Origin of the sequence: Acidovorax sp. NPDC077693 (assembly GCF_044542805.1) — a bacterium.
GTDB lineage: Bacteria > Pseudomonadota > Gammaproteobacteria > Burkholderiales > Burkholderiaceae_C > Acidovorax.
Genome location: NZ_JBITVD010000001.1, coordinates 117652 through 139238, shown reverse-complemented (window position 1 = coordinate 139238; position 21587 = coordinate 117652). Strand labels below are relative to the sequence as shown.

The following is a 21587-nucleotide window of genomic DNA, read 5'->3' as shown; positions in this document are numbered from 1 at the left end:
CCTCTGGCGCGACGCGCCCCCGCAGTGAACTATCCCTTCGGACGCAGCAGCGTCCTTGGGGGGTTTCTGCTCGCGGTGGTGGCCTGGGGCGCTGGTGGATTGGCGGCCTGGGCATTGCAGGGCACCCGTGTGGGCGTGCCGTGGTCCGTGTGGATGGCGGTGGGTGTGTGGCTTGTTGCCGCCATCTGTGCGGTTCATTTCTGGCGCCATCAGCCAGTGGGCATGCTTCGCTGGGACGGTCAGTCCTGGTCTGTCGTTTTGGCGGCCGGGCACGCCGATGCACAGGTCCGGGCACTTTCCGGCCCGCCGGGAGTCTTTCTCGACATGCAATCGCACTTGTGGGTGCATGTCTCGCCCGCAGGGCGTCGCGATCTCTGGCTGTGGCTGGGGCGTTCAAGCCAGCCCGAGCGTTGGATGGATATGCGCCGTGCGGTATATTCGCGCGCCAAGCCGGGCGTTGACCCTGACGCAATCGCCCCGGCTGGTAGCCCAGGGGCGTGATTTTCGAGCATCAATGACTGTAAATACGCCTTCCCCTTCCGAGGACAGTGATCTCCAACTGGTGGAGCGCACGGTTGCGGGCGATCAGCGTGCCTACGAGTTGCTGGTCATCAAGTACCAGCGCCGCATCGAGCGGCTGATCGGCCGGATGGTTCGAGATACGGACATCATCCCGGACATCGCGCAGGAAACCTTCATCCGGGCCTACCGTGCCCTGCACCAGTTTCGCGGCGAGGCCCAGTTCTACACCTGGCTCTACCGGATTGCGGTGAACACGGCCAAAAAAGCGCTCATGGACATGAAGCGCAACCCGGTCATCTCGGAGAATGCACTGAGAGGGAATGACGATGAGGATGAAACTTCCCGCCTCGGACATGAACTAACCAGCGAAGAAACCCCCGAAACCGTACTCGCTGCCCGAGAAATCGCGCAAGCCGTCAATGCGGCGATGGAGGCGTTGCCCGAGGATCTGCGCCAGGCGGTGACGCTGCGCGAGATCGAAGGGTTGAGTTACGACGAGATCGCCCTGGCGATGGGTTGCCCCATCGGCACCGTGCGGTCGCGGATTTTCAGGGCGCGGGAGGCCATTTCGGCCCGGGTGCGTCCCTTGCTCGAAAACCAGACGGGCAAACGGTGGTGAGGTGATGAAATGAACAAGGCTGTAGCAAACATCGAATTGGCGGATCGCTCCATGGCGGACAGTACGGACAAACGAGAACAACTTTCTGCGCTGGCGGACGGGCAGTTGCAGGGCGCTGAGCTGGCGGATGCGCTCGCTTACGCCGGCCAGGACGAAGAGGCCATGGCGACCTGGCAGCTGTACCACCTGGTGGGCGACGTGCTGCGTTCACCCGAGTTGGCGCAGCCCATGGACACGGGTTTCATGGCCCGTCTGCGCACGGAGCTGGCCAAGGAGCCACTGCCGGTGCGTGCGCAGGAGCCTGTGCAGGTGGCCGTGGTGGCCCCCAACGCGACGGCCGCTGCGAACGCTTCGGTGTTCCGCTGGAAGATGGCTGCTGGATTTGCGTCGATGGCGGCAGTCGCGGCCATCGGCTGGTCCTCGCTGTCCACGCTGCAAGGAAGTCCTGGTCAGGCGCCGGCCGGCGCGCAACTGGCCCAGCAATCGGTCGAGCGCCCGGCAGCAGGCGCTGCGGCCGCGCCGGTGGTGGCTGTGGCCGACGCGGATGGTCAGCAGGTCATGATCCGCGACCCGCGCTTGGACGAGCTGTTGGCCGCACACAAGCAGTTTGGAAGCACCTCGGCCCTGCAGATGCCCGCAGGCTTCTTGCGCAATGCCACCTTCGAGACTCCCAGCCGCTGACCGCCGGGTTCCCATCGGCATCGAGGTCGTGCGATGAACCCGTCAGGAGCCACAGCCAGCCCCACCATGTCTTTGTATCGATGGATCAAGGCGCCTGCCTTGGCGGCGCTGTGCATGCTGGGCGCGTCTTGCGCAGTCGGCGCACCGCAGGCGGGGGCTTCGGCACCTTCATCGACCGTCGACGCTGCACCGGCCCCAGCCGAGCGCACGGTGGTGCAGTGGATCGAGCGCATGCACCGCGCGCCCTGTGCCAAGCCTTATGTCGGGACTTTCGTGGTCCTGTCTGCCACCGGTGCCATGGCCAGCTCGCGGATCTGGCAGGCATGCGATGCCCAGCAGCAGATGGAGCAGGTCGAGGTGCTGAGCGGCACTCCCCGCGTCATCTTCAGGCGCAACGACGAAGTGCGCACGTTCTGGCCGCAGACGCGGGTGGTGCGGATGGACCGGCGGGAGGCGGCGGGTCTTTTCCCGCGCGTTCCTGCCGTCGATGGAGCGTCCATTTCCCAGTTCTATGTCTCCAAGCCTCTGGGCCAGGAGCGTGTTGCCGGGCTGGTGGCCGACGTGGTCTGGTTCAAGCCGCTGGACGGCTTGCGGTTTGGCTACCGGCTCTGGAGCGAAAAAGAGACGGGCCTGGTGGTCAAGCTCCAGACCCTGGCGCCCGACGGGCGCGTGCTCGAGCAGTCGGCCTTCTCGGAGCTGGACCTCAATGCATCGGTGCGTGCCGATCAGCTGTCGCGGCTGATGGACGCTACCGCTGGCTACAAAGTGGTGGCGCCAGCGGTGGTCAAGACGACCGCCAAGGACGAGGGCTGGTCGCTGCGGCAGCCCGTGGCCGGCTTCGTGCCCGTGAGCTGCCACAAGCGGGCGGTGTCTGCGACCGATGACGCCCAGGGTGTGCTGCAGTGCCTGTATTCCGATGGACTGGCATCCGTGTCGCTGTTCATGGAGGCGTTCGACGCACAACGCCACCCCGCCCAGCCGCAGGTCTCCAGCATGGGCGCCACGCAATTGCTCGCGCAGAAGATCACGCCCGAGGTGTGGCTCACGGCGGTGGGCGAGGTCCCCATGCACACCCTGCGCCTCTTTGCGGGCCAGCTTGAACGCACGCGCTGAGCGCGTCGGGCCCGCCGCGGCTCCGCTGTCCGGTGCCGCGTTGCGCGGCACGCGATCGTTCTTTTGCCGGGGAACCATTTGCACGCACTTTCTTCACAGTTACACACAGTTGTATGACGGCATTCGTCACATTTCACGAAAGGTCAAAGATGTCGAAGTTTGATGGAACCGTGCTGCGCTCGTGGGCGCTCGCTTCGGTGTTGGTGGGTGTGGCTGGTACGGCAGGTTTGCTGCCGCTGGCGGCCCTGGCGCAGCCCGCGGCGGCTGTGCGTGGCCTGCCAGATTTCACCGACCTGGTGGATCAGGTGGGGCCTTCCGTGGTCAACATCCGTACCGTGGAGAAGGCGTCCAGCCGTTCTGGTGCCAATGGCATGGACGAGGAAATGCTGGAGTTCTTCAAGCGTTTCGGCGTGCCCATCCCGAATGCGCCGCGGCAGCAGCGCCCTCAGCGGCCGCAGCAGGACGAAGAGGCGCAGCCGCGCGGCGTGGGTTCGGGCTTCATCCTGACGGCCGACGGCTTCGTGATGACGAATGCCCACGTGGTCGAGGGGGCCGACGAGGTCATCGTGACGCTGACCGACAAGCGTGAATTCAAGGCCAAGATCATCGGTGCCGACAAGCGCACCGACGTCGCGGTGGTCAAGATAGAAGCCACGGGCCTGCCGGCCGTCAAGGTGGGCGATCTGAGCCGCCTTCGCGTGGGCGAATGGGTGATGGCCATCGGCTCACCCTTCGGCCTGGAGAACACCGTCACGGCGGGCATCGTGAGTGCCAAGCAGCGCGATACGGGCGACTACCTGCCCTTCATCCAGACGGATGTGGCGATCAACCCCGGCAATTCCGGCGGGCCGCTGATCAACATGCGCGGCGAGGTGGTCGGCATCAACAGCCAGATCTATTCGCGCTCGGGTGGGTTCATGGGCATCTCGTTTGCCATTCCGATGGACGAGGCCATCCGCGTGAGCGAGCAGTTGCGCGCGTCGGGCCGTGTGACCCGGGGCCGCATCGGCGTGCAGATCGGCCAGGTGACCCGCGATGTCGCGGAGTCCATCGGCCTGGGCAAAGCGCAGGGCGCACTGGTCACCGGCGTCGAGTCGGGCTCCCCTGCCGACAAGGCCGGCGTGGAGGCGGGCGACATCATCACGCGCTTTGACGGCAAGCCGATTGAAAAGGTCGCCGACCTGCCGCGCCTGGTGGGCAACACCAAGCCCGGCAGCAAGAGCACGGTGACGGTGTTCCGCCGGGGCGCCTCGCGGGACCTGGGCATCACCATCGCCGAGATCGAGCCGGACAAGCCGGTGGCCAAGGCGCCGGAGCGCGAAGAAAAACCCAAGGCTTCTGCAGCCGCCCAGCAGGTGGGCCTGGCGGTCACGGAGTTGACCGACGCGCAGAAGAAAGAGCTCAAGATCAAGGGCGGCGTGGTGGTGGCCGCTGCCACCGATGGGGCCGCGCGAGCGGGCCTGCGCGAGGGTGATGTGATCCTGTCGATTGCCAACACCGAAGTGGCGGGCGTGAAGGAGTTCGAGGCGGTGCTGTCGAAGGCCGACAAGACCAAGGCGATCAACGTGCTGTACCGCCGCGGCGAATGGGCGCAGTACGCGCTGATCCGCCCCGCCCGCTGACCTGGGGCCTGGCGCGCTCGAAGGGGCCGTGACAGCGTCATGACCCCTTCGCCGCCAAGCCTTTTGCGGGTAGGTGCACTATTTTTTGGGCCGCGGAAAAAAGTCTTTGCACTCGCTTGAAGTTAGCTCTCGCTTACATGCGTGCCGGCCTACCAATCGTTTTCGATAGAATACGGGCACCTGTTCAAACCTTAACTGTATATTGAATGGCGTCGGGTTCACGATGCGGGATGCCAGTGTGCGATGCACAGCTGATCCACAGCTCACCCACAAGTTGTCCAGCGTTGTTGTTGGGCCAATTGTGAATAAGCTGTGTATAAAATTCCTGTTGCACCGTGACAACTCCCCTCAGATGCAGTCGGGCGGGCTTTTTTCGGCGGGCTTTTTGCCTACAATGAAGTTCCAACTATCGCAGTTGCCAATGATTGTTGGTTCAGGGCGCGTCGCCATTCGACGCGCCCTTTTTTCTTGTGTGCGCCGTTTTAATTCAATCACTTGACGTTTTTCGTTGATGAACCACATCAGAAATTTTTCCATCATCGCGCACATCGACCATGGCAAGTCGACACTGGCCGATCGCTTGATCCAACGCTGTGGAGGTCTTGCCGAGCGCGACATGGAAGCCCAGGTGCTCGACTCGATGGACATCGAAAAAGAGCGTGGGATAACCATCAAGGCGCAGACCGCTGCGCTGCAGTACAAGGCCCAGGACGGACAGGTCTACAACCTCAATCTGATCGACACGCCGGGCCACGTCGACTTCTCGTACGAGGTGAGCCGCTCGCTGTCCGCATGTGAAGGCGCGTTGCTCGTCGTCGATGCATCGCAAGGCGTGGAGGCGCAGACCGTGGCCAACTGCTACACCGCGCTCGACCTCGGTGTGGAGGTGGTGCCGGTGCTCAACAAGATGGATCTGCCCAACGCAGATCCCGAGAACGCCAAGGCCGAGATCGAAGACGTGATCGGCATCGATGCGACCGATGCCATTCCCTGCTCGGCCAAGACCGGCCTGGGCATCGACGAGATTCTGGAAGCCATTGTTGCCAAGGTGCCCGCACCGCGCGGCAACGCGGACGGCCCGCTGCGCGCGATGATCATCGACAGCTGGTTCGACAGCTACGTGGGTGTGGTGATGCTGGTGCGCGTGGTCGACGGTCGCCTGCTCAAGGGCGAGCGCATCAAGATGATGGCCAGCGAGGCTGTGTACAACGCGGACAACCTGGGCGTTTTCACACCCGCCAACGAGCCGCGCAATTCGCTGGATGCCGGCCAGGTGGGCTACATCATTGCCGGCATCAAGGAGTTGCAGGCTGCCAAGGTGGGCGACACCATCACGCTGGAAAAGAAGCTGCCCAACAACGCCGGCCCCGCTGCCGAGGCGCTGCCCGGCTTCAAGGAAATCCAGCCGCAGGTGTTCGCGGGGCTCTACCCCACCGAAGCGAGCGAGTACGACTCGCTGCGCGATGCGCTGGAAAAACTCAAGCTCAACGACGCCTCGCTGCACTACGAACCCGAAGTGAGCCAGGCGTTGGGCTTTGGCTTTCGCTGCGGCTTCCTGGGCCTGTTGCACATGGAGATCGTGCAGGAGCGCCTGGAGCGGGAGTTCGATCAGGACCTCATCACCACGGCGCCCAGCGTGGTGTACCAGGTGGTCAAGGCCGACGGCGAGATCGTCATGGTCGAAAACCCGTCCAAGATGCCCGACCAGGGACGCCTGGAAGAAGTGCGCGAGCCCATCGTCACGGTGCATCTGTACATGCCCCAGGACTACGTCGGCCCGGTGATGACGCTGGCCAACCAAAAGCGCGGCGTGCAGATCAACATGGCGTACCACGGCCGCCAGGTGATGCTCACCTACGACATGCCGCTGGGCGAGATCGTTCTCGACTTCTTCGACAAGCTCAAGTCGGTGTCGCGCGGCTATGCCTCCATGGACTACGAGTTCAAGGAGTACCGCGCTTCCGACGTGGTCAAGGTGGACATCCTGCTCAATGGCGAGAAGGTAGACGCCTTGTCCATCATCGTGCACCGCTCGCAGTCGCAGTACCGTGGCCGCGCCGTGGTGGGCAAGATGCGCGAAATCATCAGCCGCCAGATGTACGACGTGGCGATCCAGGCTGCCATCGGCGCGAACATCATCGCGCGCGAAACCATCAAGGCGCTGCGCAAGAACGTGCTGGCAAAATGCTACGGCGGTGACGTCAGCCGCAAGCGCAAGCTCCTTGAAAAGCAAAAGGCAGGCAAGAAACGCATGAAACAGATTGGCTCGGTCGAGGTGCCCCAAGAGGCTTTCCTGGCCATTTTGCAGGTGGAAGATTGATGCTTCAGTTCATGCAGATCCTGACGTCGGCCGTGCTGGCCATTTTTGCGGGCTACATCGGCGCCTGGTACTTCGGCGCCATCGAGGGCAATTTCGCGCTGCTGCTGTTCCTGGCGACCGTGGTCACGGGCGCCTATTGGCTCGCGGAGCGCTTTTACTTCCTGCCCCAGCGGCGCCGCGCCGCGCAGGCGGTGGAGGATGCGGCCGTCCAGCGCCGGGCCGAGCTGGACCGCATGGGCATCGAGAAGGTCGACGTGGACGTCCAGGAGGCCAAGGGCCGCCTGCTCATGCAGCCCTGGTGGCTCGACTGGACGGCCGGCCTGTTTCCGGTCATCGTGGTGGTGTTCCTGCTGCGCTCCTTCCTGTTCGAGCCCTTCAAGATCCCGTCGGGGTCGATGATTCCCACGCTGCTGGTGGGCGACCTGATCCTGGTCAACAAATTCACCTACGGCGTGCGCCTGCCGGTGATCCACACCAAGATCATCGAAGGCAGCAAGCCCCAGCGCGGCGACGTGCTCGTGTTCCGGTACCCGCCCCAGCCGACGCTCGACTACATCAAGCGTGTGGTGGGCGTGCCGGGCGACGAGGTGGCCTACCTGAACAAGCGTCTCACAATCAATGGAAAGGCCGTGGACACCAAGGCGCTGCCCGACTTTTTTGAAGAAGACTCGATGCGCTACTTCAAGCAGTTCGAGGAGCAGCTTGGCGCGCAGCCGCACCGCCTGTTGAACAATCCGGATGTGCCTGCGTTCGTGCAGGGCGCTTCCAACTTTGCGAACCGCCAGAACTGCCGCTACAGTGTCGAAGGGGTGGTCTGCAAGGTCCCCGAGGGCCATTACTTCATGATGGGTGACAACCGCGACAACTCCCTGGATTCACGCTACTGGGGATTCGTGCCCGAGGCCAACATCGTGGGCCGGGCCTTCTTTGTGTGGATGAATTTCGGTAATCTCAAGCGCATCGGTTCCTTTCATTGACTAGCAGATTCGAACGATAGGGGGAGTTATGGCAAAGCAAAGATCCGCAAGCCGATTGCATCAACGTGGTCTGTCTTTTCTGGGATTGATTTTTATTGGGGTAATCGCCGTAGCGGTGTTTGCCGTAGGAGGACAGTCAGTTCCAATTTTTTTAGAGTACTTTGCAGCAAAAAAGGCAATTGAAAAAGCCAAGGTTGAAACTACAGTTGCCGGGGTACAAGCAGCTTTTGATCGTGCTGCTGCAATTGATGACATTCGTTCAATCAAAGGCTCTGACCTGCAAGTTACAAAGCGCGGTGACAAAGTGGTGGTGTCGTTCAAGTACTCGAGAGAAATACCTCTAGCCGGCCCTGGATATCTTGTCTACCGCTTCGAAGGGCAGACCAACTAGTGCATCCAGGCCTCCAATCGCTGCAGGCCCGCCTGCAGCATGTTTTCTCCAATCCTGCGCTGCTCCAGCGCGCCACGACGCACCGCAGCTTCTCGGCCGACCACAACGAGCGCCTGGAGTTTCTCGGTGATTCCGTCCTGAACCTGGCCGTCGCCAGCCTGCTGTACCAGCGGCTGGCCGACCTGCCCGAAGGTGATCTCTCCCGCGTCCGCGCCAATCTCGTCAAGCAGGACACGCTGCACCAGCTCGCGCTGCACCTGAGGGTGTCCGAGGTGCTGCGCCTGGGCGAGGGCGAGTCCAAATCGGGCGGCCAGCAGCGGCCCTCCATCCTGGCGGATGCTCTGGAGGCGCTCATTGGTGCGGTGTACCTCGATGCGGGGTATTCCGCGGCCGAGGCACTGGTGCACCGGCTGTTCCAGGGCGTGGAGATCAATCCCCAGATGCAGGCGGCCTCCAAAGACGCCAAAACCGCGTTGCAGGAGTGGCTGCAGGGCCGCAAAATGAAGCTGCCGCAGTACAAGGTGGTGGCGACGGTGGGTGCCGCCCACCGCCAGACCTTTGACGTCGAGTGCGACATCCCCGAACTGTCCCTCACCGAACGCGGCATCGGCGGCTCGCGCCGCGCGGGCGAGCAGGCGGCTGCGGCGGCCATGCTGGCCACATTGAAAGCAAAGAATCTATGAACAACGACGCAACCCACGATGTGGCCGGTGAGGAAGACAGCGTGCCGAGCGCCGGTGTCCAGAATGATCTGGAGGCCATGCTCGCAGCATCGCGTCCTCCCGCAGCGGTGCAAGGCCAGCGCTGTGGGGTGATCGCCATCGTGGGCAAGCCCAACGTCGGCAAGTCCACGCTGCTCAACGCGCTGGTGGGCCAGAAGATCAGCATCACGTCGCGCAAGGCCCAGACCACGCGCCACCGCATCACCGGCATCCGCACGCGCGAGCTCACGCAGTTCATCTTCGTCGATACGCCCGGTTTCCAGACGCGCCACGCCACCGCGCTCAACAAGTCGCTCAACAAGACGGTGATGGGCGCGATCGGCGATGTGGACCTGATTCTCTTCGTGGTCGAAGCGGGCAACTTCACGCTGGCCGATGCCAAGGTGCTGTCGCTGTTCAAGCCCGGCATCCCCACTCTGCTGCTGGCCAACAAGCTCGACATGATCCACCGCCGCGCCGAGATCGCGCCCTGGCTCAAGAGCATGCAGGAGCGCCATCCGTTTGCCGAGTTCGTGCCCATGTCGGCCAAGAACAAGGGCGATATCGAGCGCCTCTTCGGCATCTGCGCCAAGTACCTGCCCGAGCAGGGCTGGTGGTACGCCGAGGACGAGCTGACCGACCGCAGCGAGAAGTTCCTGGCTTCCGAGACCGTGCGCGAAAAGCTGTTCCGCTTCACCGGCGACGAGTTGCCCTACACCTCGACCGTCGTCATCGACAAGTTCGAAGAGGAAAAGAGCAAGCAGCACAAGCGCCTGGTCAAGATCGCCGCCACTATCGTGGTGGAGCGCGACAACCACAAGATGATGGTCATCGGCGACAAGGGTGAACGCTTGAAGCGCATCGGTACCGAGGCGCGGCAAGAACTCGAAAAACTCATGGACGCCAAGGTGTTCCTCGAACTCTGGGTCAAGGTGCGCTCGGGCTGGGCCGACGACGAGGCGCGTGTGCGCTCGTTCGGCTACGAATGAGCCGCCGCCACAGCCGGCACATTCGGTAGCAGCCTGCTCTGTTCTGTTGCCTGTGGAACCACAACGCCCGGCCCGCTGCTCTCTGCCCGGGGCGGCAGCGTCCCTTTGACGGTCCCTGACCTGCACCCGAAGACCCACCACCGTGGCTGCCGCCAAGCGCATCGCCGATGAACCCGCCTTCGTGCTGCACAGCTACGACTGGAGCGAGTCCAGCCTGATCCTGGAGGTGTTCTGCCGCCGGCAGGGCCGCGTGGCGCTGGTGGCCAAGGGGGCCAAGAAGCCCACCTCCAACTTCCGCCCGGTGCTGCTGCCGCTGCAGCCCCTGCTGCTCACGTACACCTTGTCGGGTGATGGCAGTGCCGATATCCACACGCTCAAGGGCGCGGAATGGGTGGGCGGCCATGTGATGCCCACGGGCGACGCGCTGCTCTCGGGGCTGTACCTCAACGAATTGCTGCTGCGCCTGCTGGCCCGGGTCGACCCGCACACAGCCCTGTTCGACGCCTATGCAGGCGTGGTGCGCGTGCTGGCCAGTGAGCATGGCGATGCCCTGGAGCCCGTGTTGCGCAGCTTCGAGCTGCTGTTGCTGCGCGAGATCGGCCTGCTGCCCAGCCTGGACGCCCAGACCATGACCCTCGCGCCCCTGGAGCCCGCCACCCGCTACACGCTGGTGGCCGAGGGCGGCTTGCGCGCAGCCTCGTCGGCCGACCGGGCCAGCTTGCAGGGCCACCAGTGGCAGGCGCTGCAGCGGGCCCTGGACGACGGCACCGCCAGCTACACCGCCACGCTGCGGGCCTGCGCGCCGGTGGCGGCCGAACTCAAACCCCAGCTGCGCGCCGTGCTGCAATACCATTGCGGCAGCCCGACGCTGCGCACCCGCCAGCTCATGATCGACCTGCAGGCCCTATGAACCAGCCATTCCACACCAGCCCCAGCCGTCCTTCGCACCCGACCACCGCCTTGTCGGTCAACGTCAACAAGGTCGCCCTGTTGCGCAACACGCGCCATCTGGGCATTCCCAGCGTCACCCGCGCGGCCGAGCTGTGCCTCCAGGCGGGCGTGCAGGGCATCACGGTGCACCCCCGGCCCGACGAGCGGCACATCCGCGGCCATGACGTGTTCGAGCTGGCCACGCTGATGAAGGCCTGGCCGGACCGCGAATACAACATCGAGGGCAATCCGTCGCAGAACCTGATGGACTTCATCCGCCAAGTGCGCCCGCACCAGGCGACGTTCGTCCCGGACAGCGAAGACCAGTTCACCAGCGACCACGGCTGGAGCTTTCCGCAAGATGCCGAGCGCCTGCAACCCCTGATCGCCGAATGCAAGGCCCTGGGCGTGCGCGTGAGCCTGTTCATGGACCCGGTGCCCGAGCAGATGGCCGCAGCCAAGGCGGCAGGCGCCGACCGCGTCGAGCTGTACACCGAGCCCTATGCCGCCGCCTGGGGCACGCCCCAGCAGGACGAGCAGCTGGCACGCTACCGCGATGCCGCCCAGGCGGCGCTCGATGCGGGCCTGGGGGTCAACGCAGGCCACGACCTGAACCGCGACAACCTGGCCGCCTTCGTGCGCGACGTGCCCGGCGTGCTGGAAGTCTCCATAGGCCACGCGCTGGTCGCCGACGCGCTGGAGCTGGGCTACGCGGCCACGGTGCAGGCCTACCTGGCGTGCATCCACACGGGTGCGGCCGCGAGCCGTTGATGCTCCTTATTTGATAGCTGGTGGCGATTGACAGGCAAGCGGTAGCCACCTTTTTGACTCACAACCATGATCTACGGCATTGGTACCGACATCTGCGACGTGCGGCGCATCGCCGCCAGCCTGGAGCGCCACGGCGAGCGCTTCGCCCAGAAGGTGCTGGCCGATGGCGAACTGGCGACCTGGCGCGAGCGGAGCAGCCGCTGGCCCGACCGGGGCCTGCGCTACCTGGCCACCCGCTTTTCGGCCAAGGAGGCCTTCAGCAAAGCCATAGGCCTCGGGATGCGCATGCCCATGACCTGGCGCCACTGCGAAGTGGCGAAACTGCCCAGCGGCCAGCCCGTGATCGTGCTGCACGGTGCGCTCAAGGACTGGTTCGAAGCGCGGGGCCTGACGGCACACCTGAGCGTGACCGACGAAACCGACTACGCCGCCAGCTTCTGCGTGGTCGAGAAAATGCAAGATAAATCGGCCCCTACCGCTTGATTGGCAAGCGCTGGCAGCTATTGTTTGTATAGCAAATCATTGTGGAACCCATGACCGAACACGCACCCCTGATCCTCGACGTGGCTGGCACAGAGCTCACCGCCGCAGACCGCCGCCGCCTGGCCCACCCGCTGACCGGCGGCGTCATCCTGTTTGCCCGCAACTGGACCGACCGCACGCAGTTGCTGCAGCTCACCAGCGCCATCAAGGCCGTGCGCGATGACCTGCTGATCTGCGTGGACCACGAAGGCGGCCGCGTTCAGCGCTTTCGCACCGACGGCTTCACGCATGTGCCGCCGATGCGCGCCCTGGGCGAGTTGTGGATGGACGATGGCAAGGGTGCCAAGGCCGTGGCCGGCAGCGGCGCCCTGCGGGCCACCAATGCCGCCACGGCTGCGGGCTACGTGCTCGGCAGTGAGCTGCGCGCCTGCGGCGTGGATTTCAGCTTCACGCCGGTGCTGGACCTGGACTGGGGCGAAAGCGGCGTCATCGGCGACCGGGCCTTTCACCGCGACCCGCGCGTGGTGGCGCTGCTGGCCAAGAGCCTCATGCACGGCCTGCTGCAGGCCGGCATGGCCAACTGCGGCAAGCACTTTCCGGGGCATGGCTTTGTCAAAGCCGACTCGCACACCGAAGTGCCGGTGGACAAGCGCAGCCTGAAGGCCATCCTGGCCGACGACGCCGCGCCGTACCCCTGGCTCAGCACCACGCTCACCAGCGTGATGCCGGCGCACGTGATCTACCCCAAGGTGGACAGCCGTCCCGCGGGCTTCTCCCAGCGCTGGCTGCAGGACATCCTGCGCCGCCAGATGCGTTTTGACGGCGCCATCTTCAGCGACGACCTCAGCATGGAAGGTGCGCGGCGGCTGGACGGCCAGGTGGTCAGCTACACCGATGCGGCGGTGGCGGCCCTGGAGGCCGGCTGCGACCTGGTGCTGCTGTGCAACCAGAGCGTGGGCGACGGCCGGGCGGTGGATGAACTCATCGACGGCCTGGAAAAAGCCCAGGCGCAGGGCCTGTGGAAGCCCAGCGTGGACAGCGAGTCGCGCCGCCTGGCGCTGCTGCCCGAAACGCTGCCCCAGCCCTGGGATGAGCTGATGTACCAGCCTGCGTACATGCAGGCGCTCGACCTGCTGCCCTGACGCAGCGGCAGAAACCGCGGGCCGACCACCGCGAACCGCCAGCTACCAGCCGCTCAACGGGGACAGCACGGCCAGGCGTTACGGCGCAGGTGCAGTGGGGGGCGATGCCGGCGGTGGGCTGATCGCCACGCTCGCCTCTGCCGACGGTGCGGCTGTGGCTACGGCTGCAGGTGCCGGTACGGCGTGCGGCGCCACCGGGCCAGGCACCCCCTGAAACCGCCGCACCACGCGCTGGAACACCAGCGCATTTGGAATCTGCAGCCACGCCACGTGTTCTGCCGTGGCGCCATGGTCTTCCAGCGTGGTGTACAGCAGGTTGATGTCCACCACGCGGCCCTTGGCGCCGGGCTTCTCGGCCGTGTCCAGCACCTCGATGTAGTCGCCGATCCGAAACGGCCGCACCGTGAAGATCAAGAGCGCGCAAAACAGGTTGGACAGCACGCTCCACGCGGCAAAGAACGCCACCGCGCCCACGGTGGCAAAGCCGGTGAAGGCCGTCCAGAGCACCGTGGCCGACACGCCCATGCGTTCGAGCACCAGCAGCGCCGCGCTGGCCACGACCACCCAGCGGATCAGCCCGTTCATGGGCACGACCAGTTCGTCGGGCACCTGGTAGTGGGTGCTGGCGCGGCGCACGATGCGGCGCAGCATGCGCTGCAGCAGCCAGGCGACCAACAGGATCAGCAGAATCTGAACGCCGGGAATGATGACTTCCAGCCAGTCCTGGATCCAGTCGGGCAACCGTGTCTTCAGAACCTGCATGCGCGAGACCGCAGAGCGTGCATTGCGTTCGGTGGCGTCAAACGAGAAGGCGGAAAAGAGACTCAATTGCGCAATTGCTCCAGGGTGTCCATCTGCATTTCAAAACTGAAGAACCGGTTGCGGCCCTGTGCCTTGGCGGCGTACAGGGCCTGGTCGGCCCGCATGATCATGCTCTCGGCGTTGGTGCTGTCGTCGGGCACGCAGGTGGTGATGCCGCCAGACAGGGTGAGCGTACTGCCCAGGGGCGAGCCCGGGTGGGGCAGGGCGCGCACCTTGAGCAACTGGCCCAGCGCGCGCGCAAAGGTCATGGCGCCCGAGCGCGGCGTGTTGGGCAGGATGAGCGCGAACTCCTCGCCGCCGTAGCGCGAGGCCACGTCCCGCGGCCGCACGCACACTTCACGCAGCAGCCGGCCCACCTCCTTCAGGCACGCATCGCCCTGCACATGGCCGCTGGCGTCGTTGAAGAGCTTGAAGTGGTCCAAATCGCACAGCATCAGCGTGAGCGGCGTTCCGTCACGGCGCGCCGCCAAAATCTCGTTGTGCAGGATGCGGTCGAAGCCGCGGCGGTTGACCAGCGCGGTGAGGGCGTCGACCTCCACCATTTCGTTCAACCGCTGGTTGGCCAGGTGCAGTTCGGCCGACATCGACACCAGCCGGCGCCGCATGTCCAGCAGGCGCCGCATGGCCCGCAGCTTGGCCATGAGCACGATGGGCTTGACCGGCTTGACGAGGTAGTCGTCGCCGCCCACTTCGATGCCGCGCCATACGTCCAGCTCGTTGTCCAGTCCGGACAGGAAGATGATCGGCGTCCAGTCGCCGGCCTCGCTCTCGCGCATCTGCTGCGCCACCCAGTAGCCATCCTTGCCGGGCAGCCGGATGTCCAGCAGCACCAGGTCGGGCCGGTGGGCCTTGAACAGTTGCAACGCGGCGTCGCCCTCGGGCGCCTCGAAGATGTCGGTGACTCCCGCATGCCGCAACTCAGCCACCAACGCAGCGCGCACGGAACCCTGGTCTTCCACCACCAGGACCGAGAACCCACCGCCGCCCGATGGCGGGGGCTGCGTGGGGGGATAGGGCGTGCTGCTGGATGTGAATGGCACGGTGACTCCTCAGGCCTGTTGAACGCGGCAAGGGCGCAATCACCCGGGAAGCCCCGGATGCCAGGGCTCTTTCAGGATTCGCGGCGCAACGCAGGGAACAGGATCACGTCGCGGATGCTGGGGCTGTCGGTCAGCAGCATCATGAGGCGATCGATACCGATCCCGCAACCCCCCGTGGGCGGCATGCCGTATTCCAGCGCCCGCACGAAGTCGTGGTCGTAGAACATGGCTTCATCGTCACCGCCGTCCTTGGCGGCCACCTGGGCATGGAAGCGCGCAGCCTGGTCCTCTGCGTCATTGAGCTCGCTGAAACCATTGCCGAACTCGCGCCCGGTGATGTACAGCTCGAAGCGCTCGGTCACCTCGGGGCGGGTGTCGTTGGCACGGGCCAGCGGCGAGATTTCAGTGGGGTGCTCCATGATGAAGGTGGGCAGCCACAGCTTGTCTTCCACCGTCTCTTCGAAATACAGCACCTGCAGGCTGGCCAGCGAGCGCGTGGACAGCTTGTTCTTTTCTTCGTTCAGGCCCAGCTTCTTGAGGGCGCTGATGAGCCAGGCGGCGTCGTCCACATGGGCGCCGGCCTCGGTGTACTGGAAGATCGCTTCGCGGATCGTCAGGCGCGCGAACGGCTGCGACAGGTCGACCGCGCGGCCCTGGTAGGTCAGCTGCAGGCTGCCCGTGGCCTTGAGCGCCACTTCGCGGATCAGCGTCTCGGTGAAGTCCATCAGGTCCAGGTAGTTCCAGTACGCCGCGTAGAACTCCATCATGGTGAACTCGGGGTTGTGGCGCACCGAGATACCTTCGTTGCGGTAGCTGCGGTTGATCTCGAACACCCGCTCGAAGCCGCCCACGATCAGGCGCTTCAGGTACAGCTCGGGGGCGATGCGCAGGTACATCTCCTGCTCCAGCGCGTTGTGGTGCGTGACGAACGGCTTGGCATTGGCGCCGCCCGGAATGGGGTGCAGCATGGGCGTTTCGACTTCCAGGAAGCCGTGGCTCACCATGAACTCGCGCAGCCCGCTCACCGCCTTGCTGCGCGCCATGAAGCGCTTGCGGGCCTGCTCGTCGGTGATCAGGTCGACATAGCGCTGGCGGTACTTCTGCTCCTGGTCGGCCATGCCGTGGAACTTGTCGGGCAGCGGGCGCAGGCTCTTGGTGAGCAGGCGCAGGCCCGTGACCTTGATCGACAGCTCGCCGGTCTTGGTCTTCATGAGCGTGCCTTCGGCGCCTACGATGTCCCCCAGGTCCCAGTGCTTGAAGGCAGCGTACAGCTCCTCGCCCACGGCATCGCGGGTCACGTACAGCTGGATGCGCCCGCCCACGTCGCCCAGCGATCCGTCCTGCACCGTGGCAAAGCTGGCCTTGCCCATCACGCGCTTGAGCATCATGCGGCCGGCCACCGAGACGCTCACGGGCGACGTCTCCAGCGCCTCGTTCGTGGCCTCGCTGTGTGCAAGGTGCAACTGCGCTGCCTTGTGGGCCGGCTTGAAGTTGTTGGGGAAGGCTACGCCGCCGCCGTTGGCTTGGACCTCGCGCAAGGCGCGAAGCTTTTCGCGGCGCTCGGCGATGAGCTGGTTGTCGTCCTGGGGGGGGAGGGTTATGTTGTTGTCAGACATGGATGGCCGCCCGCAGATGGAGGCGTTCAGAGACGTTGTTTCGGACCAAAACCCGTGATTTTAGTTTTTTGGCCGTGCCGTGTGGGGTTTGCGCCTGTCTGAGCCCGGATAATTTGCCGCATGTTTCTTAAAGCTGGCCTGCTTTCGCTGTTGCTGCTGCTCGCCAGCCGTGTGTTCGGGGTACTGCGCGAAACGGCATTAGCTGCAGCATTTGGCAGCTCTGGCATGGCCGATGTGGCCATAGTCATGCTGACCCTGCCCGACTGGCTCGCTGGCGTGCTCGTCAGTGGAGCCTTGGCCTATGTGCTGTTGCCGCAGTGGGCCAAAGAGTCTGCCGCGCAGCAGAACGCCACCCAGAACCGCGTCGCACGGCGTTTGTTGTGGGGAAGCCTTGTGCTGGCGGGCCTGATGTGTATGGCCCAAGGCTACTTGGCGGCGTTGCTTGTGCCTGAAGCCTCCGCTGCGTTGCAAGGGACTGCCCGCGACGCTGTGGTCTGGAGCGCCCTTGCCCTGCCCGCGGCCATGCTGGCCGGCCTTTGGGCGACGCGGTTGCAGCATGAACGTGATTTTGTCGGCTTGTACAGCGCCAATCTTGTAGTGAATGGCGTGCTGATCGCCGCTCTGCTGCTTCTCGGTTTTCGTGGCGCTGAGCCGGGGGCGGGGCGGACGCTCGGCGTTTTTTTGTTGATGGCTGTTGTTTTGCGCCTGCTCTGGCAGGGGTGGCGTATGCGGCACTTGCGCCGGAACGTGTTGCCCGTGACATCATCGAGCGTGGAGCCGCCGCTGCCCGGCTGGCGTATCTGGATGTGGGCCGCCTTGGGGGCGGGACTGCCCTTGACGCTGCCTTTTGTGGCCCGCACCTTTGCGTCCGGGGCGGGTGAGGGGGCTTTGGCCACCTTCAACTACGCTTGGAAGCTTGTGGAGTTGCCGCTGGTCCTGGCCATCCAGCTCGTGGCCTCGCTGGCCTTCCCTGCGATTGCGCGCACGCATGCGGCGTGGGCTTCTGGCATTGGGCCCACCAGCGCTGACGCTATGGCGACGGCAGTGCGCAACGCGCTGGTCCTGGCCTGGACACTGGCCTGCGCAGCCGCTGCGGCGCTGCTGGTGGGGGCTCCTGTGATTGCGTCTCTGTTATTCGGCTGGGGGCGCATGGATGTCCCAGCTCTGGAGCAGATCGCTGCCTGGAGCCGTGTGGGGGCGTGGGGTTTGCTGCCGCAGGCGCTCCTGTCGGTGGCCCTGACGGTCCTGGCGTCGGTGGGGCGCATGCGTTTCGCCGTGCTGGCCTATTTGCTGGCGCTGGCCCTGCTGTTGGTAGTGGGGGCAGTGGGCTGGACGGCCGGTGAGTCACTCATGTGGGGTTTGAATGCTGGGTTTGTGTTGGCCGCTCTGATTGCGGGGAGTGCGCTGGGTGCCCCAGCCCTGCGGCATTGGCTGCCATTGCGCGCACTCCTGGCGCCATCGTTGGCGCTGGCCGTCGTTGCTTGGATGGCGCACTGGTGGGGGGGCGCCGGTGCTGCGGCTGTCCTGGTCCGTGATTTAGGATTAAAACAGGGCTTTTCGCTTGTTGGTATTGCCTTCTCCGCTATCTTTGTAGTAGCGGCTGGCTGGTTCTCCGGCCCCGGACTGCGCCAAGCCCTGCGGTCATAATCTACGCCACACCATGATTGACCTTCTCCAGATCACCAATGACCCTGCGCTCGCACGCCGTTGCGACGCTTTGCCGGGTATGCGCCTGTTTGTCGATCTGGAAGTCAATGGCAAGGCGGAGCGTCAGGCCGGACGCAACACCTTTATCAGCACCCACCGGCTGGAGGACGTCGGTCGCATCAAGTCGCAGCTGAAGCGGTCGCTGTTGATGGTTCGCGTGAATCCCTTGCATGCAGGCACCCCGGACGAACTGGACGCTGTATTGGCCCAGGGCGCCGACTGGGTCATGCTGCCTATGTTTCAAACCCCCGAGGAACTGCAAGCCTTCAGCCGCATCGTGGCCGGGCGGGCACCCATTGTGGCGCTGTTGGAGACTGCGGGAGCGCTGCAGTCCTTGGACGATTGGGTGGGTACGCCGGAGTTGTGCGAGGTGTTCGTGGGGCTCAATGATCTGCATCTCTCGCTGGGCTGCCGGTTCATGTTTGAGCCTTTGGGGCAAGGGGTGCTTGACAGGATCGCCGCCAGGGTGCATGCCCAGGGGCTGCGTTTTGGGTTCGGGGGGATTGCTCGGCTGGATGAGGGGCTATTGCCAGGTCGCGACGTCCTCGGTGAGCATTTGCGTCTGGGTTCTTCTTCGGTAATTCTCTCGAGAACTTTCCGTAATGCTGAAGGCGTGGCTGAGTTTGAGGACGAAATTGCAACCATGCGCGCAGTTGAAGAGCTACTCGAACGCCGTGCGCCCGCTCAAATGGAGCAAGACGCCCTTCGTGTCGCTGCCGCTATTGATGCGATTGCAGCCAGACAGGCGCGGGCCGCATGAAGCGGTTGATCGATATAGTGCTTTCGTTGGTGGCGCTTGCGTTGCTTTGGCCGGTGCTTTTCGTGACTGCGTTAGCCATAGTGCTGGAAGGTGGCACGCCAGTCCTTCTTCGTCAGACGCGCGTTGGCCTGCGGGGGCGAGCATTTGGTATGTACAAGTTCCGCAGTATGGTGAAAGATGCAGCCTCTATAGGTCCATATTTCACGGCTGTGGGTGATCCTCGTATTACCCGAGTGGGCCGTTTCATCCGCCGCACGAGCATCGACGAGTTGCCGCAGATCATCAACGTCCTGAAGGGCGAGATGAGCCTCGTTGGTCCGCGCCCGGACGTTCCGCAGCAGCGCTCGAACTATACGGAAGCCGCCTGGAACGAGCGCTGCAGCGTTCGTCCTGGTATCACGGGGCTTTCACAAGCGCTGATGCGATCAGAAGCGACTGAAGAACTGCGTCAGGCGACCGATCTGCGCTACGTCCGCGAGCAGAGCCTTCGGCTTGACCTGCGCATCATGTGGTGGACGATCGGGCGACTTACGGGCCGGGGCGGGAACTGAGGGCTTAGCAAAGATGTGTGGAATTTTCGGTTATTGGGATCGGGCGCAGCGAGCGATCGGCGATGACAAGCTGACGGCGATGTCGGCATGTCTCGCCCATCGAGGGCCTGACGACAACGGCTTATGGCACCAGCCGGAGCGTGGCGTAGGCATTGGCAACACGCGCCTTTCCATCATTGACATTGGGGGCGGGCGCCAGCCCTTCGTTAGCCATGACGGCAAGATCGCCGTTGTCCAGAACGGTGAAATTTTCAACTACATTGAACTCGCTGCGGACCTGCAGCGCGAAGGCGTGGAACTGCGCACACACTCCGACACAGAAGTCATCCTGCGGCTGTATGAGCGCGAAGGTATCGAAGGGCTACGCAAACTGAATGGCATGTTCGCCATTGCTATCGATGATGCCCGTCAGGATGCCCTCTACCTCGTGCGCGACCGCATCGGTGTCAAACCGCTGTATGTGGCCGACGACGGCAGTCGCGTGCTCTTCGGATCGGAGATCAAGGCGTTCTGGCCAGTGAAGGCGCGCGCCTCCTTTCCCATTGACCCCGAGGCGATCCATCACTACCTCACCTTCAACTACATCCCCGCGCCTTGGACAGTCTACGCTGGCGTGAAGCACGTGATGCCCGGCACGTGGATGAAGTTCACCCGCTCATTAGGGGCGCAGGTGCACCGTTGGTGGAGTCTTGCAGAACAGTGCGAGGAGGATCATGAGTTTGGTGATTGGTCCGAGGAGTTCGTGTCCATTCTGGAAGACGCGACGCGCATCCGCTTGCGCGCCGACGTGCCGTGGGGCGCCTTCCTCTCCGGCGGCGTCGATTCCAGCACCATCGTTGGCCTCATGGCGCGGCACGTGGATCGGCCGGTGAAGACGTTCTGCATCGGCTTCGCCGACCCGCGTTACGACGAATCGGCGTTCGCAGCCGAAGCGGCGCGCCGCTTCGGCTGCGACCATATGAACGAGATCGCCGAGCTCAACATGCTGGACCGCTGGCCGAAGGTGCTGCACCACCTCGACCAGCCGCACGGCGACGCCTCGTTCATGCCCACGCTGAGCGTGAGCGAGCTCGCGGCGAAACACGTGAAGGTCGTGCTCACCGGCGACGGCGGCGACGAGCTCTTCGCCGGCTACGACAAGTACGCCCAGTTTTTCGCGCGGCCGGAAGCGGCCTCACTGTCCAGTGAAGCGTTTCAGAGGAGTTACTTCGACTCGATCTCGCTCTTCAATCCGGCGGCGAAGAACGCGCTCTACCGCCCCGCGCTGCGCGAGCGGCTGGGCGGCATCGACAGCTTCACCGCGGCCGCGAAGCCCTGGTTCGACGAGGCGGCTCACTTCGACCGCGTGAACCAGGCGCTGTACCTCGACATGCAGCTGCTCCTCTCGGGCAACAACCTCGTGAAGCCCGACCGCATGGGCATGGCAGTGTCGATCGAGGCGCGCACGCCGTTCCTCGACTGGCGCATGATGGAGTTCGCGTTCCGCTCGCGCGGCGCCACCAAGCTTGACCCTGCCACCGGCGACAAGAAACACTGGTATAAGAAGGCGGCCGCGCCGCTCATCGGGCAGGACCTCGCTTACCGCAAGAAGCAGATGTTCACTGTGCCCATCGGCGACTGGTTCCGCGGCGAAAGTTACCCGTGGATCAAGGACGCGCTGCAGGAGAGCGAACTGCTGCGCGAGTGGTTCGAGCCCGCGGTGGTCGCCTCCATGCTGGAGAGGCACCGTGACGGCAGCGCGAACTTCACGCGCGAGCTGCGCGCGCTGGCCGCGATGGCGCTGTGGAGCCGGGGCGCGTGAGGGTTCTCTGCGTCACCTACGGTGGCGGG

22 protein-coding genes are annotated in these 21587 nt (G+C 64.4%); 18 read left to right on the top strand and 4 right to left on the bottom strand.

What is annotated here, in order from left to right; all coding sequences use genetic code 11:
* The first annotated feature begins 24 nt into the window (after positions 1-24).
* The 5 genes from ACIGHN_RS00685 to ACIGHN_RS00665 all read left to right on the top strand — a co-directional run bounded on the left by ACIGHN_RS00685 (position 25) and on the right by ACIGHN_RS00665 (position 4557).
* Positions 25-501 (top strand): hypothetical protein, encoded by a 477-nt coding sequence (locus ACIGHN_RS00685; RefSeq protein WP_396502862.1) that lies wholly within the window; start codon positions 25-27, stop codon positions 499-501.
* 13 nt (positions 502-514) lie between these two features.
* Entirely contained in the window at positions 515-1141 is a 627-nt protein-coding gene (gene rpoE / locus ACIGHN_RS00680) for an RNA polymerase sigma factor RpoE (protein WP_056420843.1), read from the top strand.
* Between the two features lie 51 nt (positions 1142-1192).
* Positions 1193-1822: a sigma-E factor negative regulatory protein gene (locus ACIGHN_RS00675; protein ID WP_056420846.1), complete on the top strand. Its 630-nt coding sequence runs from the start codon at positions 1193-1195 to the stop codon at positions 1820-1822.
* 66 nt (positions 1823-1888) lie between these two features.
* Complete coding sequence (locus tag ACIGHN_RS00670) at positions 1889-2935, top strand: MucB/RseB C-terminal domain-containing protein (RefSeq protein ID WP_396502861.1); 1047 nt, start codon at positions 1889-1891, stop codon at positions 2933-2935.
* A 149-nt stretch (positions 2936-3084) separates the two neighbouring features.
* Positions 3085-4557: a Do family serine endopeptidase gene (locus tag ACIGHN_RS00665; protein ID WP_396502860.1), complete on the top strand. Its 1473-nt coding sequence runs from the start codon at positions 3085-3087 to the stop codon at positions 4555-4557.
* A 348-nt stretch (positions 4558-4905) separates the two neighbouring features.
* On the opposite strand, the gene ACIGHN_RS00660 is transcribed toward ACIGHN_RS00665, so the two are convergent.
* Entirely contained in the window at positions 4906-5079 is a 174-nt protein-coding gene (locus tag ACIGHN_RS00660) for a hypothetical protein (protein WP_156370863.1), read from the bottom strand.
* On the opposite strand from ACIGHN_RS00660, the gene lepA reads away from it, so the two are divergent.
* The 9 genes from lepA (at position 5069) to nagZ (ending at position 13261) form a co-directional block, all read left to right on the top strand.
* Positions 5069-6877: a translation elongation factor 4 gene (lepA, locus tag ACIGHN_RS00655; RefSeq protein ID WP_396502859.1), complete on the top strand. Its 1809-nt coding sequence runs from the start codon at positions 5069-5071 to the stop codon at positions 6875-6877. The two genes, ACIGHN_RS00660 and lepA, sit on opposite strands and share 11 nt — an antisense overlap.
* Positions 6877-7854, top strand: a complete 978-nt coding sequence (gene lepB / locus ACIGHN_RS00650; protein ID WP_396502858.1) for a signal peptidase I — start codon at positions 6877-6879, stop codon at positions 7852-7854. Before lepA ends, lepB begins: the two co-directional genes overlap by 1 nt.
* A 28-nt stretch (positions 7855-7882) precedes the next feature.
* Positions 7883-8245 (top strand): DUF4845 domain-containing protein, encoded by a 363-nt coding sequence (locus tag ACIGHN_RS00645; RefSeq protein WP_396502857.1) that lies wholly within the window; start codon positions 7883-7885, stop codon positions 8243-8245.
* Positions 8245-8928, top strand: a complete 684-nt coding sequence (gene rnc, locus ACIGHN_RS00640; protein ID WP_396502856.1) for a ribonuclease III — start codon at positions 8245-8247, stop codon at positions 8926-8928. The genes ACIGHN_RS00645 and rnc overlap by 1 nt, the downstream gene beginning before the upstream one ends.
* Positions 8925-9935, top strand: a complete 1011-nt coding sequence (era, locus tag ACIGHN_RS00635; RefSeq protein WP_396502855.1) for a GTPase Era — start codon at positions 8925-8927, stop codon at positions 9933-9935. Before rnc ends, era begins: the two co-directional genes overlap by 4 nt.
* A gap of 142 nt (positions 9936-10077) precedes the next feature.
* Positions 10078-10845 carry a DNA repair protein RecO gene (gene recO / locus ACIGHN_RS00630; RefSeq protein WP_056420863.1) on the top strand — a complete coding sequence of 256 codons (768 nt, stop codon included), beginning with the start codon at positions 10078-10080 and terminating at the stop codon, positions 10843-10845.
* The gene (locus tag ACIGHN_RS00625; protein ID WP_396502854.1) at positions 10842-11636 is read left to right on the top strand and encodes a pyridoxine 5'-phosphate synthase; all 795 of its coding nucleotides are present in this window, start codon (positions 10842-10844) and stop codon (positions 11634-11636) included. The genes recO and ACIGHN_RS00625 overlap by 4 nt, the downstream gene beginning before the upstream one ends.
* Before the next feature lie 66 nt (positions 11637-11702).
* Positions 11703-12119, top strand: coding sequence for a holo-ACP synthase (gene acpS / locus ACIGHN_RS00620; RefSeq protein WP_396502853.1), 417 nt, complete (start codon positions 11703-11705; stop codon positions 12117-12119).
* A 50-nt stretch (positions 12120-12169) separates the two neighbouring features.
* Positions 12170-13261 (top strand): beta-N-acetylhexosaminidase, encoded by a 1092-nt coding sequence (gene nagZ / locus ACIGHN_RS00615; RefSeq protein WP_396502852.1) that lies wholly within the window; start codon positions 12170-12172, stop codon positions 13259-13261.
* Positions 13262-13339: 78 nt separating this feature from the next.
* On the opposite strand, the gene ACIGHN_RS00610 is transcribed toward nagZ, so the two are convergent.
* From ACIGHN_RS00610 to lysS, 3 genes are all read right to left on the bottom strand, one after another.
* Complete coding sequence (locus tag ACIGHN_RS00610) at positions 13340-14023, bottom strand: mechanosensitive ion channel domain-containing protein (protein WP_396503075.1); 684 nt, start codon at positions 14021-14023, stop codon at positions 13340-13342.
* A 62-nt stretch (positions 14024-14085) separates the two neighbouring features.
* A complete protein-coding gene (locus ACIGHN_RS00605) occupies positions 14086-15123 on the bottom strand; it encodes a diguanylate cyclase domain-containing protein (RefSeq protein ID WP_056420875.1) in 1038 nt (345 codons plus the stop codon).
* Between the two features lie 71 nt (positions 15124-15194).
* Complete coding sequence (gene lysS, locus ACIGHN_RS00600; protein ID WP_396502851.1) at positions 15195-16739, bottom strand: lysine--tRNA ligase; 1545 nt, start codon at positions 16737-16739, stop codon at positions 15195-15197.
* 120 nt (positions 16740-16859) lie between these two features.
* Here lysS and ACIGHN_RS00595 point away from each other — a divergent pair, with 120 nt between their 5' ends.
* Genes ACIGHN_RS00595 through asnB form a run of 4 tightly spaced genes read left to right on the top strand, consistent with a single transcriptional unit; the run spans position 16860 to position 21558 of the window.
* Positions 16860-18386, top strand: a complete 1527-nt coding sequence (locus ACIGHN_RS00595; RefSeq protein ID WP_396502850.1) for a lipid II flippase MurJ — start codon at positions 16860-16862, stop codon at positions 18384-18386.
* 13 nt (positions 18387-18399) lie between these two features.
* Positions 18400-19206, top strand: a complete 807-nt coding sequence (locus ACIGHN_RS00590) for an aldolase/citrate lyase family protein (RefSeq protein ID WP_396502849.1) — start codon at positions 18400-18402, stop codon at positions 19204-19206.
* Complete coding sequence (locus ACIGHN_RS00585) at positions 19203-19757, top strand: sugar transferase (RefSeq protein ID WP_396502848.1); 555 nt, start codon at positions 19203-19205, stop codon at positions 19755-19757. Before ACIGHN_RS00590 ends, ACIGHN_RS00585 begins: the two co-directional genes overlap by 4 nt.
* A 13-nt stretch (positions 19758-19770) precedes the next feature.
* Positions 19771-21558 (top strand): asparagine synthase (glutamine-hydrolyzing), encoded by a 1788-nt coding sequence (gene asnB / locus ACIGHN_RS00580; RefSeq protein WP_396502847.1) that lies wholly within the window; start codon positions 19771-19773, stop codon positions 21556-21558.
* Positions 21559-21587: the final 29 nt, after the last annotated feature.

Bases quoted from the DNA above. Each gene is read 5' to 3' on its own strand.
- rpoE (WP_056420843.1), top strand. From the start codon at position 515: ATGACTGTAAATACGCCTTCCCCTTCCGAGGACAGTGATCTCCAACTG.
- ACIGHN_RS00675 (WP_056420846.1), top strand. From the start codon at position 1,193: ATGGCGGACAGTACGGACAAACGAGAACAACTTTCTGCGCTGGCGGAC.
- ACIGHN_RS00670 (WP_396502861.1), top strand. From the start codon at position 1,889: ATGTCTTTGTATCGATGGATCAAGGCGCCTGCCTTGGCGGCGCTGTGC.
- ACIGHN_RS00665 (WP_396502860.1), top strand. From the start codon at position 3,085: ATGTCGAAGTTTGATGGAACCGTGCTGCGCTCGTGGGCGCTCGCTTCG.
- lepA (WP_396502859.1), top strand. From the start codon at position 5,069: ATGAACCACATCAGAAATTTTTCCATCATCGCGCACATCGACCATGGC.
- ACIGHN_RS00660 (WP_156370863.1), bottom strand. From the start codon at position 5,079: ATGTGGTTCATCAACGAAAAACGTCAAGTGATTGAATTAAAACGGCGC.
- lepB (WP_396502858.1), top strand. From the start codon at position 6,877: ATGCTTCAGTTCATGCAGATCCTGACGTCGGCCGTGCTGGCCATTTTT.
- ACIGHN_RS00645 (WP_396502857.1), top strand. From the start codon at position 7,883: ATGGCAAAGCAAAGATCCGCAAGCCGATTGCATCAACGTGGTCTGTCT.
- era (WP_396502855.1), top strand. From the start codon at position 8,925: ATGAACAACGACGCAACCCACGATGTGGCCGGTGAGGAAGACAGCGTG.
- ACIGHN_RS00625 (WP_396502854.1), top strand. From the start codon at position 10,842: ATGAACCAGCCATTCCACACCAGCCCCAGCCGTCCTTCGCACCCGACC.
- acpS (WP_396502853.1), top strand. From the start codon at position 11,703: ATGATCTACGGCATTGGTACCGACATCTGCGACGTGCGGCGCATCGCC.
- nagZ (WP_396502852.1), top strand. From the start codon at position 12,170: ATGACCGAACACGCACCCCTGATCCTCGACGTGGCTGGCACAGAGCTC.
- ACIGHN_RS00610 (WP_396503075.1), bottom strand. From the start codon at position 14,023: ATGCAGGTTCTGAAGACACGGTTGCCCGACTGGATCCAGGACTGGCTG.
- lysS (WP_396502851.1), bottom strand. From the start codon at position 16,739: ATGTCTGACAACAACATAACCCTCCCCCCCCAGGACGACAACCAGCTC.
- ACIGHN_RS00595 (WP_396502850.1), top strand. From the start codon at position 16,860: ATGTTTCTTAAAGCTGGCCTGCTTTCGCTGTTGCTGCTGCTCGCCAGC.
- ACIGHN_RS00590 (WP_396502849.1), top strand. From the start codon at position 18,400: ATGATTGACCTTCTCCAGATCACCAATGACCCTGCGCTCGCACGCCGT.
- ACIGHN_RS00585 (WP_396502848.1), top strand. From the start codon at position 19,203: ATGAAGCGGTTGATCGATATAGTGCTTTCGTTGGTGGCGCTTGCGTTG.
- asnB (WP_396502847.1), top strand. From the start codon at position 19,771: ATGTGTGGAATTTTCGGTTATTGGGATCGGGCGCAGCGAGCGATCGGC.